Origin of the sequence: Microbacterium sp. LMI1x-1-1.1 (assembly GCF_040676205.1) — a bacterium.
Classification (GTDB): Bacteria; Actinomycetota; Actinomycetes; order Actinomycetales; family Microbacteriaceae; genus Microbacterium; species Microbacterium aquilitoris.
Map to the genome: position 1 here is coordinate 925,987 of NZ_JBEGHM010000001.1, position 14,743 is coordinate 940,729.

Below are 14,743 nucleotides of genomic sequence, written 5' to 3' on the forward strand. Positions count from 1 at the left end.
CTCGTCTGACGCCTCGAACGCTGCCCTGCCGACCGATGGACACGGTCGTGATCGCTAGTATAGGTTGAGATCGTTGAAGCGCTTCGACACTGTCGTCCACATTCGCTGAAAGGCCCGTCCGGTCATGACCTCTGCCTCCTCCTCGGCCTTCGCGACGCTGTCGGCCGAGCGCGGCATCCTCTTCGGTGGGGACTACAACCCCGAGCAGTGGTCGCCCGAGGTCTGGCGCGAGGACATCGCCCTCATGCAGCGCGCGGGGGTGAACCTCGTCACCGTCGGCGTCTTCAGCTGGGCGGAGCTCGAGCCGACCCCCGGGGCGCGCGAGTTCGCGTGGCTCGACGAGGTCCTGGACCTGCTCCACGACGGCGGGATCGCCGTCGACCTCGCGACCCCGGTGGCCTCACCGCCGCCGTGGCTCGGGATCCGGCATCCCGAGACCCTGCCGGTCGACCGCGACGGCGTGCGCCTCGTCGCCGGATCGCGCAACCAGTTCTCACCGTCCTCGCGCGTCTACCGCGAGGCGGCGCGCGCGATCACGGCGGACCTCGCGGCGCGGTACGCGCGGCATCCCGCCGTCCGGATGTGGCACGTCGGCAACGAGTACGGCCAGATCGATCACGGCGACGAGGCGGCGCGCGCCTTCCGGGAGTGGCTGCTGCGCCGGTACGGATCCATAGACGAGATCAACCGGGCGTGGGGCACCGCGTTCTGGGCGCAGCGGTACTCGGACGTCGCCGAGATCCTGCCGCCCCGGCGCGCGCCGTACCTCATCAATCCGACGCAGTCGCTGGACTTCCGCCGGTTCACCTCCGACGAGCTGCGCGACTGCTACCGCGAGCTCCGCGACACCATCCGGGGCGCCGGCGCCACCCAGCCCATCACGACGAATTTCATGGGCGCCTTCGCGCACGTGGACTACTGGTCGTGGGCGGACGACGTCGACGTCGTGAGCGACGATCAGTACCCGGACCCCGCCGACCCCGACAGCCCGCTCGACATGGCCTTCGTGCAGGACCTCATGCGCGGACTCGGCGACGGCCGGCCGTGGGTGCTGATGGAGCAGGCGATCAGCGCCGTCCAGTGGCGTCCGCACAACCTCCCGAAGACGCCCGCGCGGGCGCGCCTCGACACGCTGCAGGCCGTCGCGCGCGGTGCCGACGGAATCTGCTTCTTCCAGTGGCGGCAGTCCACGGCCGGCGCCGAACGCTTCCACTCCGCGATGCTGCCCCACGCCGGTGCCGACACCGAGGTCTTCGAGGGCGTCTGCCGCCAGGGGCGCGAGCTGCAGAGACTCCGGCCCGTCGTGGGCGGCCGCGTCGCCGCGCGCACCGCGGTGCTCTTCGACTGGCCGTCGTGGTGGGCGTCGGACGAACCCGCGCGGCCGACGGCCCGCTTCGACGGTCTCGAGCAGATGCGTCGCTGGTACCGTCCGCTGTGGCGGCGCGGCATCCCCGTCGACGTCGTGCCCTTCGGCGCCGACCTCAGCGCCTACGACGTCGTGCTCCTGCCGCACGGGTACGTCCTGCGGCCGGACGACGCCGCGCGCCTGACCGACGCCGCCTCGCGCGGTGCGCAGGTCGTGGTCGGGCCGTTCAGCGGCGTCGCCGACGAGCGCGGGCACATCCTCACGGGTCGCTCGCCCGTGCTGCTCCGCGACATCCTCGGGGTCAGCGGCGAGGAGTGGGTCGGGCTCCCCGACGACGGCGTCGCCGTCGCGTCGGCTGACGGGCGGTGGGCGGCATCCGTCGCCCACACCCTCGGCGAGAAGCTCCGCACCGACGGCGCCGAGGTCGTGGCGACGTTCGCGTCGGGCGACCTCGCGGGGCGCCCGGTCGTGACGCGGAACGGGACGGCCTGGTACGTCGGCGCCGTCCTCGCGGACGACCTGCTCGACGCGGTCCTCGGTGACGCGCTGGATGCCGCGGGCGTCGCCGGTGCCATCGGCGTGCCGCCCGCGGAGGTCGAGGTCGTGCGGCGCGGCGACGCGCTCTTCCTGCTGAACCGCGGCGACGACGACGTGACGATCCCGCTCTCCGGAGCCTGGACCGACCTGCTGACGGATGACGAGATCGACGACCACGTGACGGTTCCGAGGGGGGACGCGCGAGTCGTGACAGAAAGGCGAAGGACATGAAGTTCACCGACGGCTACTGGCTCATGAGGCCGGGAGTGACCGGTCTGTACGCGAGCGCCGTGGACGACATGCGTGCCGACGCCGAGGCCGGCAGCCTCACCGTCTTCGCGCCGACCGCCGCCATCCGGCACCGGGGCGACACGCTCAACCGGCCGATGATCACGACGACGTTCTCGGCGCCGGCCCCCGGGGTCATCAAGGTGCGGGTGCAGCGGCACGCCGGCGGGCGTCACCGCGGTCCCGACTTCGCCGTGACGGGGGAGGAGGGCTACACGCCGACCGTGACGGTCGACGACGCCGAGGGCGTGCTGGATGCCGGTGACCTCCGCGTCCGTGTGTCGCGCGACGGGGCGTGGCGCGTCGCGTTCGAGCAGGGCGACCGCGTGCTGACGACCTCGCTGCCGCGCTCGATCGGCCACATGACGGGCCCGGATGGCACGTGGGTGCACCAGCAGCTCTCGATCGAGCCGGGCGAGCGCGTCTACGGGTTCGGCGAACGCTTCGGCGCCTTCACGAAGAACGGCCAGTCGATCGACACGTGGAATGCGGACGGCGGCACGTCGAGCGAGCAGGCGTACAAGTCGGTGCCGTTCTACCTGACGAGTCGCGGGTACGGCGTCTTCGTCGACAGCCCCGACGCGGTGTCGTTCGAGGTCGGGTCCGAGATCAATTCGCGCGTGCAGTTCTCGGTGCCGGGCGAGACGCTCGACTACTACGTGATCGCCGGGCCCGAGCCCAAGGACGTGCTGCGGCGCTACACGGCGCTCACGGGGCGTCCTGCCCGCGTGCCGGCGTGGTCGTTCGGGCTGTGGCTGACGACGTCCTTCACCGCCGCGTACGACGAGGCCAGTGTGACCGAGTTCGTCGACGGGATGGCCGCGCGCGACCTGCCGCTGTCGGTGTTCCACTTCGACTGCTTCTGGATGCGGGAGTTCCAGTGGACCGACTTCACGTGGGATCCGCGCATGTTCCCCGACCCCGACGGCCAGCTCGCGAGGCTGCGCGAGCGCGGCCTCAGGGTCTCGCTGTGGATCAATCCCTACATCGCGCAGCGTTCCGCCATCTTCGCCGAGGCCGCGGAGCGCGGGTTCCTGCTGAAGACGACGGAGGGCGACGTCTGGCAGTGGGACATGTGGCAGGCCGGGATGGCGATCGTGGACTTCACCAACCCCGAGGCGGCCGAGTGGTACGCCGAGCACCTGCGCCGTCTCGTGCGGCAGGGCGCCGACAGCTTCAAGACCGACTTCGGCGAGCGGATCCCGGTCGACGGCGTCGTCTGGCACGACGGGTCCGACCCGCAGCGGATGCACAACTACTACCCGCAGCTCTACAACGAGATCGTCTTCCGGGTGCTCGAGGAGGAGCGCGGCGTCGGCGAGGCGGTCCTCTACGCCCGCTCGGCGACGGCGGGCGGCCAGCAGTTCCCCGTGCACTGGGGCGGCGACAACGACTCGACGCTCCTGTCGATGGCCGAGACCCTGCGCGGCGGCCTGTCGCTCGCGATGAGCGGGTTCGGATACTGGAGTCACGACATCGGCGGCTTCGAGGGAACACCGGATGCCGGTGTCTTCAAGCGCTGGCTCGCGTTCGGACTGCTCTCCTCGCACTCCCGCCTGCACGGTTCGGGCTCGGTGCGGGTGCCGTGGGCGTTCGACGACGAGGCGGTCGAGGTGACGCGCCGGTTCACGACGCTGAAGCTGCGCCTCATGCCGTACCTCGCCCGGATCGCGGAGGAGGCGCACACCGCCGGCATCCCGATGATGCGCCCGCTCGTGCTCGAGTTCCCGGGCGACCGGTCGACGCACGACGCCGACGTCCAGTACATGCTGGGCGACTCCCTCATGGTCGCCCCCGTCTTCACCGAGGACGGGAGCGTCGAGTACTACCTGCCCGAGGGACGGTGGACCTCGCTCCTGACCGGTGACGCGGTGGACGGCCGCACGTGGCAGACCGAGCGTCACGGCTACGAGTCCGTCCCGCTGCGGGTGCGACCGGGCACGGTGCTGCCGTGGGGAGCGCGCGAGGACCGGCCGGACTACGACTGGGCCGACGGCGTGACGCTGCGCTGCTTCGAGCTGCCCGACGGGTACGACGGCGAGACGGTCGTCCCGGGGCACGACGGGGCTGCCGCGACGGTGTTCCGGGTGCGTCGCGAGGGCGGGCGGATCACCGCCGAGTCGTCGGACGCGCGTGCGCCGTGGAGCCTGCAGGTCGGCGACCGGACGGCGTCGGTCGTCGGTGTCGGGGCGGTCTCGCTCGAGGCCGAGGTGGAGGTCGCCGGATGACGGTCGACGCCTTCCGTCGGATCGATGTGCCGCTGGCCGAGCGCTCCCGCGACCTGCTCGAGCGGCTGACCCCGGAGGAGCGCGTCGCGATGCTCCACCAGGCCATGCCGGCGGTGGAGCGCCTCGGCATCCGCCCGTTCCACACCGGATGCGAGGCCCTTCACGGGCTCGCGTGGGTGGGTGTGGCCACGGTCTTCCCGCAGCCCGTCGGCCTCGCGGCGACGTGGGATCCCGAGCTGGTGAGGCGCGTGGGCGACCTCGTCGCGACCGAGGTCCGAGCCAAGCGCGCGTCGGGGGCGGACGTCGACCTCAACGTGTGGGCGCCGGTCGTCAACACCCTCCGGCATCCGGCATGGGGGCGCAACGAGGAGGGGTACTCCGAGGACCCGCACTACACGGGCCAGCTCGGTGCGGCCTACAGCCGCGGGCTCCGCGGCGACCACCCGCGGGTCTGGAAGACGGTGCCCTCGCTCAAGCACTTCCTCGCCTACAGCAACGAGACCGACCGGTCCGCGACGTCGTCCGAGATGTCGCCGCGCACACTCCACGAAGAGGAGCTGCCGGCGTTCCGTCCGGCGATCGAGCAGAAGGTCGCCGGCAGCATGATGCTCGCCTACAACCGGGTGAACGGCGTCCCCGCGCACACGCAGCCCGAATTGGTGGCCGAGGCCCGCAGCTGGAGCGACGAGTCCATCGCGGTCGTGTCGGATGCCGGGGCGCCGAGCTTCCTCGTCTCGATCCAGCGCGCACAGCCCGACAAAGTGAACGCCGCCGCCGCTCTCGTGCGCAGCGGCATGGACTCGTTCACCGACGACGGCCCCGACCCGACGCCGAGCCTCGAGGCCGTCCGCGGCGCCCTGGCGCAGGGTCTGCTGACGGACGAGGACGTGGATGCCGCTGTCCTCCGACTCCTCGAGATGCGCCTCCGCACCGGCGAGTTCGACGGCGACGACGACCCGTACGCCGCGATCGGCGCGGACGAGATCGGCACCGCCGCCGCCCGCGAGCTCGCCCGCGAGGCGGTCGCCCGTCAGGTCGTCCTGCTGCGCAACGACGACGGGGTGCTGCCATTCGGCGAGCCCGCGTCGGTCTCCGTCGTCGGGCCGATGGCGGATGTCGTCCTCACCGACTGGTACTCCGGTACGCCGCCCTACACGGTCGGCATCGCGCAGGGCGTGCGCGACCGCTACCCGACGGCCGCGGTCGAGGTCGTGACCGGCGCCGACACCGTCGTCCTCCGTGCTCCGTCCGGCTACGTCGCCGCAGCGGCGGACGGTACCGTCGACGCGATCCTCGACGCTCGGACCGACGCGAGCCTGTTCGACGTCACGGACTGGGGCGACGGCATCCTGACCCTCCGTTCCCACGCGAGCGGGCGCCTGCTGACGGGCGGCGTCTGGCCGATGCGGGCCGATGCCGAGCGCGTCGGCGGCTGGGTCGTGCAGGAAAGCTTCCGCCGGCACGTGCACGAGGACGGCTCGTGGTCGCTGCTGCACCTCGGCTCGGGCCGGTGGGTGCGCGTCGTCCGCGACCTGGGTCTGCTCGTGGCCGAGGGCGTCACCCTCGACGACGCCACGCGCTTCGAGGTCGAGACGGTGACGCGCGGTCTGGACGAGGTGGCGCGCGCGGCCGCGGCGGCCGACGTCGTCCTCGTCGCCGTCGGCAACGACCCCCACCTGTCGGGTCGCGAGACCGCCGACCGTCTCCACCTGCTGCTGCCGACCGCGGCGACGGACCTCTGGCGGGCCGCGCGCTCCGCCAACCCGCGCTCTGTGCTGACGATCGTCTCGAGCTTCCCGTACGTCCTCGCGGATGCCGCCGACGCGGCGACCGTCGTCTGGTCGAGTCACGCGGGGCAGGAGCTCGGCCACGGTCTGCTCGACGTCCTGAGCGGCGACCGCGAGCCCGCCGGGCGCCTCGCGCAGTCGTGGCCGGCACACCCGGACCAGGCGGGCGACCTCTTCGACTACGACACCCGACGCCAGCAGGCGACCTACCGGCACCAGCCCGACCCGTACGCCTTCGCGTTCGGACACGGGCTCGGCTATGGCGACGTCGCCTACGAGGCCGTCGAGGTGGATGCCGGAACGGTGACGGCGCCCGCGCCCACCCTGCGGCATCCCGCCCTCGATCCTCGGGACGACGAGCAGGTCGTCACCGCGACTGTCCGGGTCGCGAACCGGTCGGAGCGCGCGGTGGAGGAGCTCGTGCAGCTCTACGCCGTCGCCCCTGAGCTGCCGATCGCGGCACCGCGGCGGCTGCTGCTCGGGTACGCCCGCGTGCGCATCGAGCCGGGCGAGGCGCGGACGGCAAAGGTGCGCTTCACGGTCGAGCGCCTCGCCGTCTGGGACGGCGAGGCGCTGCGGGTGCAATCGGGGGACTACCGCCTCGCGGCGGGACCGTCGGCCGACGCCCTCGACGTGAGCACGACCCTCACCGTCCGGGACTGACGAGCTCGGCGTCCGCCACGACGCGCACCGGGACGATCCGGGCGTCGTCGGGCGTGACGACGTGCTCGCCGGTCACCTCGATGGCGGTGACGCTCTCACGGTCCTCGCACGACGAGCCGACCCAGAGGTCGATCCGTCCCGGCTCGACGACACGGCGGCCGTCGCGCCCCGTGAACGCGAAGCGCGCCGTCGGCAGCGAGAACACGACGCGCGCGCTCTCACCCGGGCCGAGGTCGACCCGGTGGTAGGCCATCAGCTGTGCGACGGGGCGCGTGAGGCTCGCGACCGGGTCGTGCGCGTAGAGCTGGACGACATCGGCACCGGCGCGCTCGCCGGTGTTGCGGACGACGACCGAGACCTCGAGGGTGTCGCCCGCCGCGACCGACGCGGACGCCTGCAGGTGCTCGTGGGCGAACGTCGTGTAGGTCAGCCCGTGCCCGAACGGGCGCACCGGGGTCGGGTCGGCGCTCGTCACGTCGATCGGTCCGCCGAGCCGCGGGTGCAGGTAGCTGTAGGGCTGCGCGCCGGCCGACCGCGGCAGGGTCACGGGGAGCCTGCCCGAGGGCGAGAGTCGTCCCGAGACGATGCCGGCGATCGGGTCCGCGCCCTCTTCGCCGGGGAAGAACGACTGCAAAGCGGCGGCGACGCGGCGTTCACCGTCGAGCGCCCACCCGATCGCGTACGGACGGCCCGAGAGGATCACGAGGACGACGGGAGTGCCCGTCGCGACGACGCGTTCGACGAGCTGCCGCTGCAGGCCGGGCAGTTCGAGATCGTCGACGTCGTTGCCCTCGCCGACGGTGCCGCGTCCGAAGAGGCCGGCGCGGTCGCCGACGACCACGACGGCGAGCTCGGCCGCCGCCGCCGCGTCCACGGCATCGCCGATAGCCGAGCCGTCGTCGTCCTCCACACCGCAACCGTGGGCGTAGGCGATCTCGGCGTCCGGGTACTCGGCGACGAAGGCGTCGCGGACGGTCTGCAGGTCGATCCCGTGCGGCGTCCCCGGGTGGTGCGCGAGCACGTGGTTGACGAACGAGTAGCAGCCCATGAGCGCCTCCGCCGAGTCGGCGTTCGGCCCGATGAGGGCGATGCGACGAGCGGATGCCGCCGGCAGCGTCCCGTCGTTGGTCAGCAGCACGACCGACTCGGCCGCGAGGCGACGGGCGAGGTCGCGGTGTCGTGGTCCGTCGAGGTCGACGTCGGTCGGGGGAGTCTCGAACGTCTCGTCGAGCAGGCCGAGGCGCTCCTTCTGCGCGAGGACGCGGAGGACGGCCACGTCGAGCAGCGAGGCATCCATCACCCCGGAGCGGATGCGTTCGAGCAGGGGAGCGGCGAACGCGTCGCCCGTCGGGAGTTCCACGTCGATGCCGGCACGGAGCGCCAGCTCCGCCGCTTCGCCGAGGTCGCCGGCGACGCCGTGGGTGGTCTGCAGGAACGCGACCGAGAAGTAGTCCGAGACGACCGGGCCGGTGAAACCGAGCCGGCCGCGCAGCACCTCGTCGAGGTAGTGCGAGCTGGCGCCGACGGGTTCGCCGTCGATTTCGGCGTACGAGTTCATGACGGATGCCGCGCCGCCGTCGCGGATCGCCATCTCGAACGGCGGCAGCAGCACGTCGGCGACCTCGCGGGGACCGGCGTGCACGGGGGCGTGGTTGCGCGCCGCCTGCGAGCCGGAGTACCCGACGAAGTGCTTCAGCGTCGCGTCGACACCCGCCGACTGGACCCCTCGCACGTACGCCGTCCCCACCGTGCCGACGAGGTAGGGGTCTTCGCCGATGCACTCGTCGACGCGTCCCCAGCGGGGGTCGCGGATGACGTCGAGCACGGGGGCGAGACCCTGGTGGATGCCGAGTTCGCGCATCGAGTCGCCGATCGCGGCGCCCATCTCGGCGACCAGTTCCGGATCGAACGACGCGCCCCACGCGAGCGGCGTCGGATACGTCGCCGCCTTCCACGCGGCGAGTCCGGTCAGGCACTCCTCGTGGACGATCGCGGGGATCCCGAGCCGGGTGTCGGCGCGCAGACGCCGCTGCTCCTCCCAGAGCCAGGCCGCCCGCTCGACCGGGTCGACGGGACGCGTGCCGTAGACACGGGTGAGATGGCCGAGGCCGTGAGCCGTGGCATCCGCGTACTTCGTCGTCGTCACCATCTCGTCGGCCAGGGGAGCGACGACCTCGCCGCCCTGGTCGACCCAGTAGCCGACGAGCTGCGCGGCCTTCTCTTCGAGGGTCATCTGCGCGAGCAGATCGTGCACGCGGGCCGAGGCCTGCGGGTGGGGAACGGTCATGTCAGCCCTTCACGGCTCCGGTGAGACCGCCGACGATGCGCCGCTCGAACAGGCTGAAGAACAGCAGTGCGGGGAGCATCGACAGCGAGGTGAACGCGAGCACGCGCGCCGTGTCGACGGAGTACTGCGACGAGAACGCCTGCACGCCCAGCGGGAGGGTGAACTGCGACTCGTTGTTGAGGATGAACAGGGGCAGGAGGTACGCGTTCCAGCTGCCGATGAAGGCGAGGATGCCGACGGTGATCACACCCGGCACGGCGAGCGGCAGCACCATGCGCCAGAAGAACCCGAGGCGGCTGCAGCCGTCGATCGACGCGGCCTCCTGGATCTCGTCGGGGATCGCCCGCAGGAACGGGACGAGGATGATGATCGTCGTCGGCAGGGCGAACGCGATCTGCGGGAGGATGATGCCCGGCAGGGTGTTCATGAGCCCGAGCGAGCGGATCACGATGTACAGCGGCGTGATCGCGACGGTGATGGGGAACATGAGGCCCGAGGCGAACAGGGCGTAGAGGAACCCGCGTCCCTTGAAGCTGTACCGGGCGATCACGTAGCTGGCGGCGATGCCGAGGGCGACCGCGCCGATCGTGGTGGCGAGGGCCACGAAGGTCGAGTTGCCGACCTGGCCCCAGAACTGGCCGCTCGTGATGACGCCGACGTAGTTGTCGATGTTCCACGGGTCGGGGAACCCGGCCGGGTCGACCGTGATCGCGGAGTTCGAGCGGAACCCGCCGATGATGATGTAGATCACCGGGCCGAGCATGAGCGCGATGACCGCGAGGGCGACGAAGTAGACGACGGGCGAACCCCACGGCAGCTTCGGCTTGGGCGCGCGGCGCAGGCGCGGCTCGGCCGGCGGTGCCGTGACGAGGGTCATGGTGGCGCTCACTGCACGCCCCTCTCTGTGATGGCGCCCGCCGTGTCACGGCGGAGCACGAAGCGCTGGTAGAACAGCGCGACGATGAGCGAGATGACGAAGATGACGACGGCGACCGCGTTGCCGTAGCCGAAGTTCCCGGCGTTGCGGCCGGTGACGACCATGTAGATCGCCATCGTGTTGGTGCCGGCGACCGACGAGACGTACTGGCCCCAGATGATGTAGACGAGGTCGAACAGCTGCAGGGCGCCGATGATCGACAGGAACGCCCAGATGCGCAGGGTCGGTGCGAGCAGCGGCAGAGCGATCTGCCGCTGGATCTGCCAGTAGGACGCGCCGTCGATGGCGGCGGCCTCGTACAGCTCTTCGGGGATGCCCTGGAGTCCCGCGAGGAAGAGGATGACGGCGAAGCCGACGTACTTCCACGTGAGGATCGCCATGAGCGTCCAGATCGCGATCGACGGGTCGGCGAGCCAGTCCTGGGTCAGGCCGCCCAGGCCGAGCTTGTCCAGCATTCCGTTGGCGGCGCCGTTGGTCGACAGCAGCAGGCTGAACCCGGTGCCGACGACGACCTCGGCGATGACGTACGGCACGAAGATGAGGATGCGGATGACGGACTGCCCCCGCATCTTGCGGTTGAGCAGGAGCGCCAAGAGGATCGCGATGGGTCCCTGCAGCACCAGCGACATGACGACGATGAAGGCGTTGTGCAGCAGTGCGCTCTGGAAGTTGGGGTCGCTGAAGATCGTGATGTAGTTCTTCAGCCCGACGAAGTCGGTGGCGGGCCCGAAGCCCGACCAGCGGAAGAAGCCGTAATAGGCGGCCATCAGGACCGGCAGGATGACGAACCCGACGAAGAAGATCACGGCGGGTCCGGCGAGGAGGAGGACCTCCAGTCGCCCCGACCAGCCGAGGCCCCGCCGGCGGCGGGACCGCGGCCGAGCCGGGGGCGGCGTGTCGCCACCCCCGGCGTGCGCCGCGAGACCGGTGGCGTCCGAGACGGACATCTCGCGAACGGTCATGGTCAGCCCTGCGCGCCTGCGGCGTTGACGGCTGCGATGAACTTCTGCGGGTCGCTGCCACCGGCGAGCATGTCGACGACGGCGACGTTCAGCGCGTTGCCGACGTTCTGGCCGAGGACGGTGTCGAGCCACTGCGAGACGAACGGGGCGCTGTTGTACGCCTCGAGGATCTGCTGCAGGTAGGGCTCGGTCACCGACTTCTGCGCGACCGAGTTGACCGGCGGCGACTGGAACGCCTCGTAGTACTTCGTCTGCTGCTCCGAGCCGGCGATGAAGTTGAGGAAGTCGGCGCACTCCTTCGGGGCCTGTGCGGAGCACGAGTAACCGTCGACGCCACCCATCATCGATCCGGGCTCACCGTCGCCGCCCGAGATCTCGGGGAAGGGGAACCAGGCCAGGTCGGGGAGGGGCTTCTCGTCCGGCGTCAGCGAGGCGATCACACCCGGGTCCCATGCGCCCATGAGCTCCATCGCGGCCTTGCGGTTCGCGACGAGGCCGGCCGAGCTGCCGGCGCCCTGCTGGGCGGCGGTGGTGAGGAACCCCTCGTTGAACGGCTTGATCGCGGCGAAGTCGGTGAGGTCCTCGGCGGCGCGGGTCCAGCAGTCGTCGCTGAAGTCCTTCGAGTCGCCCGTCGCCTCGATCACCTTCGGGCTGCACTCGCGGATGGCGAAGAAGTAGTACCAGTGCGCAGCGGGCCACGCGTCCTTCGCGCCGAGGGCGATGGGTGCGATGCCGGTGCCCTTCAGCGACTCGACGTCGCTCTTGAGGTCGTCGATCGTCGTGGGGGTGTCGGAGATGCCCGCCTTGTCGAAGGCGTCCTGGCTGTAGAAGAAGCCGCCCGGGAGCACCGAGAGCGGCATCGCCCAGACCTTGTCCTGGTAGGTCTCGGCCGCGAACGAGCCCTCGGAGATCTCGCCGCGGATGTCGTCCGAGATGCGGTCGGTCAGGTCCATCAGCTGGCCGGCGTTCACCATCGCGGTCATCTTGCCGCCGCCGCGCTGGAGGAAGATGTCGGGCGGGTCGCCCGCATTGAGAGCGGTCTGGAGCTTGCCGTCCATGTCCTCGTTCTGGACGGACTGCATCTTGATCGTGACGCCGGTGTTCTCCTTTTCGAAGGCCGCGATCGCGTCCTTCCAGAACTGCTGACCGGGGCCGGTGGTCGAGTTCTGCCACAGCGTCATCTCGACGGTGCCGTCGCCGCTGCCGCCGCCGTTGTCGCCCGAGCAGGCGCTGAGAGCGAGGGTCGCCGCGGCCACCGCCGCGAGCCCCGCCATGATCCTTCTGGTCCTCATGTGATCACCAATCTCCTCATTGAGTGCACGCTCGGTCATCGAGGTGCGGGTGGTCCCGGCGGTGCGTGCCGGGGGTTCGGTCACCAGTGTCGGAATTGTTGTCGCCCACGTCAAACGTTTTCGAAAATGTTTTCCATGGGGCTACAGTTCGAGGCATGCGAAGCCGCGCCACGATCCACGACGTGGCCGCCGCGGCCGGCGTCTCGGTCGCGACGGTCTCCAAGGCGGTGAACGGACGGTACGGCGTCGCCCCCGCGACCGTGCAGCGCGTGCTCACCGCCGTCGAGCAGCTCGGCTACGAATCGAGCCTCGTCGCGAGCAGTATGCGCGCACGCCAGACCGGTGTCGTCGGCGTCCTCGTCGCGGACTTCGAGCCGTTCTCGGCTGAAGTGCTCAAAGGAGTCGGCGCGGCTCTGCGCGACTCGCGACTGGATCTCCTCGCCTACAGCGGATCGCGGGCCGTGTCGAGCGAAGGATGGGAGCGCCGCTCGCTGAGCCGGTTGAGCGGCACGCTCGTCGACGGGGTGATCATGGTCACCCCCACGGTCGTGAACGTCGCGGCGGAGGTTCCCGTCGTCGCGATCGACCCGCACACGGGGCCGGCCGACCTCCCCACCGTCGAGTCCGACAGCTTCGCCGGCGCCCGTCACGCCGTCGCCTACCTCGTCTCGCTCGGACACCGCCGCATCGGCTTCGTCGCGGGTCGCCCCGACCTCCGGTCCTCGATGCTGCGCGAGGGCGGCTACCGGCGGGCGCTCGAAGACGCCCGCATCCCGTTCGACCCTGACCTCGTCGGTGTCGGGCGCTACGTGGAGGACATCGCGCGCGAAGCGGCCACCCGGCTGCTGCGCCGGGCCGACCGTCCCACGGCGGTGTTCGCCGCCAACGACATCTCGGCGCTGACCGTCATCCGCGTCGCGCACGAGCACGGCCTGTCGGTGCCCGACGACCTCTCGGTGATCGGGTTCGACGACGTTCCGGATGCCTCGCAGTCGGTGCCCGCGCTGTCGACCGTCCGCCAGCCGATGCAGCGCCTCGGCGCCGAGGCCGTGACGATGCTGCTGGAGTTCATGGGCGGCGGCATCCCCGCAGCGACGCACCTGCGCCTGCCGACGGCGCTCGTCCCCCGGGCGACCACGGCGCCGCCCCGAGCGGACTGAGGCATCCTTCCCAGCGCGCTCGGAGTGGTTCCCGATAGCGTCGCCTCATGTCCACTCCGCTCGATGAGCAGCAGATCACGGTGTCCGCCTCCTCTCTTCGGAGCATGCGCGATGAGTTCCAGCGCTTCCTCATGGAGTACCGGTTCGGCCTGCAGGAGATCGAGACGAAGATCTCGATCCTCCGCGAGGAGTTCCACGAGATGCACGACTACAACCCGATCGAGCACGTCTCGAGCCGCGTGAAGTCGCCCGACAGCATCGTCGAGAAGATCCAGCGCCGCAGCATCGACCCTGATTTCGAGTCCGTGCGCGCACACATCACCGACGTGGCTGGCATCCGCATCACCTGCAGTTTCGTGAACGACGTGTATCGCCTGTTCGACCTGCTGACCGCGCAGGACGACATCACCGTCCGCGAGGTCGAGGACTACATCGCGACCCCGAAGGGGAACGGCTACAAGAGCCTGCACGCGATCCTCGAGGTGCCGGTCTACCTCTCGACGGGACGCGTCGACGTGCCCGTCGAGGTGCAGTTCCGGACGATCGCCATGGACTTCTGGGCGAGCCTCGAGCACAAGATCTACTACAAGTACGAACGCCAGGTGCCCGATCACCTGCTGGGGCAGTTGAAGGATGCCGCGGACGCCGCCGCCGAGCTGGACGCCCGGATGACGCGCCTCCACCAGCAGATCCGCGGCGCCGGATCCTCCGCGCCGGCGCACCTCGTCTGACGGTGGCGGCGCACACGACCGGCGGTCTGCTGCAGGCGGCGCGCGAGCGCCTCGCCGGGTCGCCGCGGGAGCGGCTGGGGGAGTGGACGACGAACCGCCGCATCCTGGGCATCGGACGGGCCCCGCGGATCGTCCCGGTGACGGATGCCTGGCACATCGGGGCGCTCCTGATCGGCGAGGACCGCGTCTTCGCGACGGGCGAGGTGCTGCGCGCGCGGCACGACGCGATCCGCGGGTACACCGCCGAGGCGCAGCGCGCGCGGTCGGAGCGGGCCGCGGCCGCGTTCCGGGGCGGGTTCGCCGAGGGCGAGGTGCTCCACCTGGGGTGGACCGAGATGGATGCCGCCGCCGTCGACCGCGGCGAGGGCTCCGGCATCCTGTCGCTGCAGGGCGGCGTGCCGCACATCGCGTGGAGCCACACGGGTCCGCCGAGACCCCTCGCGGACTATCTCGACGACATGCTGTCCCTGCGCTGACCTGTCAAGGGCCCGGGGTCGGAAATACT

10 protein-coding genes are annotated in these 14,743 nt (G+C 71.0%); 6 read left to right on the top strand and 4 right to left on the bottom strand.

Annotated features, from left to right (window positions below; translation table 11 throughout):
• Nucleotides 1–124 precede the first annotated feature (124 nt).
• From MRBLMI1x_RS04525 to MRBLMI1x_RS04535, 3 genes are read left to right on the top strand one after another with little or no spacing between them, the layout of a single operon-like run.
• Nucleotides 125–2,134, top strand: coding sequence for a beta-galactosidase (locus MRBLMI1x_RS04525; RefSeq protein ID WP_363456546.1), 2,010 nt, complete (start codon nt 125–127; stop codon nt 2,132–2,134).
• Nucleotides 2,131–4,419: an alpha-xylosidase gene (gene yicI / locus MRBLMI1x_RS04530; protein ID WP_363456549.1), complete on the top strand. Its 2,289-nt coding sequence runs from the start codon at nt 2,131–2,133 to the stop codon at nt 4,417–4,419. Before MRBLMI1x_RS04525 ends, yicI begins: the two co-directional genes overlap by 4 nt.
• Nucleotides 4,416–6,869 (top strand): glycoside hydrolase family 3 C-terminal domain-containing protein, encoded by a 2,454-nt coding sequence (locus MRBLMI1x_RS04535; RefSeq protein ID WP_363456552.1) that lies wholly within the window; start codon nt 4,416–4,418, stop codon nt 6,867–6,869. Before yicI ends, MRBLMI1x_RS04535 begins: the two co-directional genes overlap by 4 nt.
• Here the strand turns inward: MRBLMI1x_RS04535 and MRBLMI1x_RS04540 are convergent.
• The 4 genes from MRBLMI1x_RS04540 to MRBLMI1x_RS04555 are packed head-to-tail and all read right to left on the bottom strand — an operon-like array spanning nt 6,853 to nt 12,329.
• Complete coding sequence (locus MRBLMI1x_RS04540) at nt 6,853–9,156, bottom strand: glycoside hydrolase family 3 N-terminal domain-containing protein (protein WP_363456555.1); 2,304 nt, start codon at nt 9,154–9,156, stop codon at nt 6,853–6,855. The two genes, MRBLMI1x_RS04535 and MRBLMI1x_RS04540, sit on opposite strands and share 17 nt — an antisense overlap.
• Nucleotide 9,157: 1 nt before the next feature.
• Nucleotides 9,158–10,033 (bottom strand): carbohydrate ABC transporter permease, encoded by an 876-nt coding sequence (locus MRBLMI1x_RS04545; protein WP_020097872.1) that lies wholly within the window; start codon nt 10,031–10,033, stop codon nt 9,158–9,160.
• 8 nt (nt 10,034–10,041) lie between these two features.
• On the bottom strand, nt 10,042–11,055 hold the full coding sequence (locus MRBLMI1x_RS04550) for a carbohydrate ABC transporter permease (RefSeq protein WP_020097873.1): 1,014 nt from the start codon (nt 11,053–11,055) through the stop codon (nt 10,042–10,044).
• Nucleotides 11,056–11,057: 2 nt separating this feature from the next.
• On the bottom strand, nt 11,058–12,329 hold the full coding sequence (locus tag MRBLMI1x_RS04555; protein WP_414685564.1) for an ABC transporter substrate-binding protein: 1,272 nt from the start codon (nt 12,327–12,329) through the stop codon (nt 11,058–11,060).
• Nucleotides 12,330–12,502: 173 nt separating this feature from the next.
• Here MRBLMI1x_RS04555 and MRBLMI1x_RS04560 point away from each other — a divergent pair, with 173 nt between their 5' ends.
• Genes MRBLMI1x_RS04560 through MRBLMI1x_RS04570 form a run of 3 tightly spaced genes read left to right on the top strand, consistent with a single transcriptional unit; the run spans nt 12,503 to nt 14,714 of the window.
• Nucleotides 12,503–13,507 (top strand): LacI family DNA-binding transcriptional regulator, encoded by a 1,005-nt coding sequence (locus tag MRBLMI1x_RS04560; RefSeq protein WP_363456562.1) that lies wholly within the window; start codon nt 12,503–12,505, stop codon nt 13,505–13,507.
• A 47-nt stretch (nt 13,508–13,554) separates the two neighbouring features.
• Nucleotides 13,555–14,238, top strand: a complete 684-nt coding sequence (locus MRBLMI1x_RS04565) for a GTP pyrophosphokinase (protein WP_363456565.1) — start codon at nt 13,555–13,557, stop codon at nt 14,236–14,238.
• Between the two features lie 2 nt (nt 14,239–14,240).
• Nucleotides 14,241–14,714, top strand: a complete 474-nt coding sequence (locus MRBLMI1x_RS04570) for a glutaminase (RefSeq protein WP_336125834.1) — start codon at nt 14,241–14,243, stop codon at nt 14,712–14,714.
• Nucleotides 14,715–14,743: the final 29 nt, after the last annotated feature.

What these genes read in the sequence shown, in the direction of transcription:
- MRBLMI1x_RS04525 (WP_363456546.1), top strand. Translation starts at nt 125, where the DNA reads ATGACCTCTGCCTCCTCCTCGGCCTTCGCGACGCTGTCGGCCGAGCGC.
- yicI (WP_363456549.1), top strand. Translation starts at nt 2,131, where the DNA reads ATGAAGTTCACCGACGGCTACTGGCTCATGAGGCCGGGAGTGACCGGT.
- MRBLMI1x_RS04535 (WP_363456552.1), top strand. Translation starts at nt 4,416, where the DNA reads ATGACGGTCGACGCCTTCCGTCGGATCGATGTGCCGCTGGCCGAGCGC.
- MRBLMI1x_RS04540 (WP_363456555.1), bottom strand. Translation starts at nt 9,156, where the DNA reads ATGACCGTTCCCCACCCGCAGGCCTCGGCCCGCGTGCACGATCTGCTC.
- MRBLMI1x_RS04545 (WP_020097872.1), bottom strand. Translation starts at nt 10,033, where the DNA reads ATGACCCTCGTCACGGCACCGCCGGCCGAGCCGCGCCTGCGCCGCGCG.
- MRBLMI1x_RS04550 (WP_020097873.1), bottom strand. Translation starts at nt 11,055, where the DNA reads ATGACCGTTCGCGAGATGTCCGTCTCGGACGCCACCGGTCTCGCGGCG.
- MRBLMI1x_RS04555 (WP_414685564.1), bottom strand. Translation starts at nt 12,329, where the DNA reads ATGGCGGGGCTCGCGGCGGTGGCCGCGGCGACCCTCGCTCTCAGCGCC.
- MRBLMI1x_RS04560 (WP_363456562.1), top strand. Translation starts at nt 12,503, where the DNA reads ATGCGAAGCCGCGCCACGATCCACGACGTGGCCGCCGCGGCCGGCGTC.
- MRBLMI1x_RS04565 (WP_363456565.1), top strand. Translation starts at nt 13,555, where the DNA reads ATGTCCACTCCGCTCGATGAGCAGCAGATCACGGTGTCCGCCTCCTCT.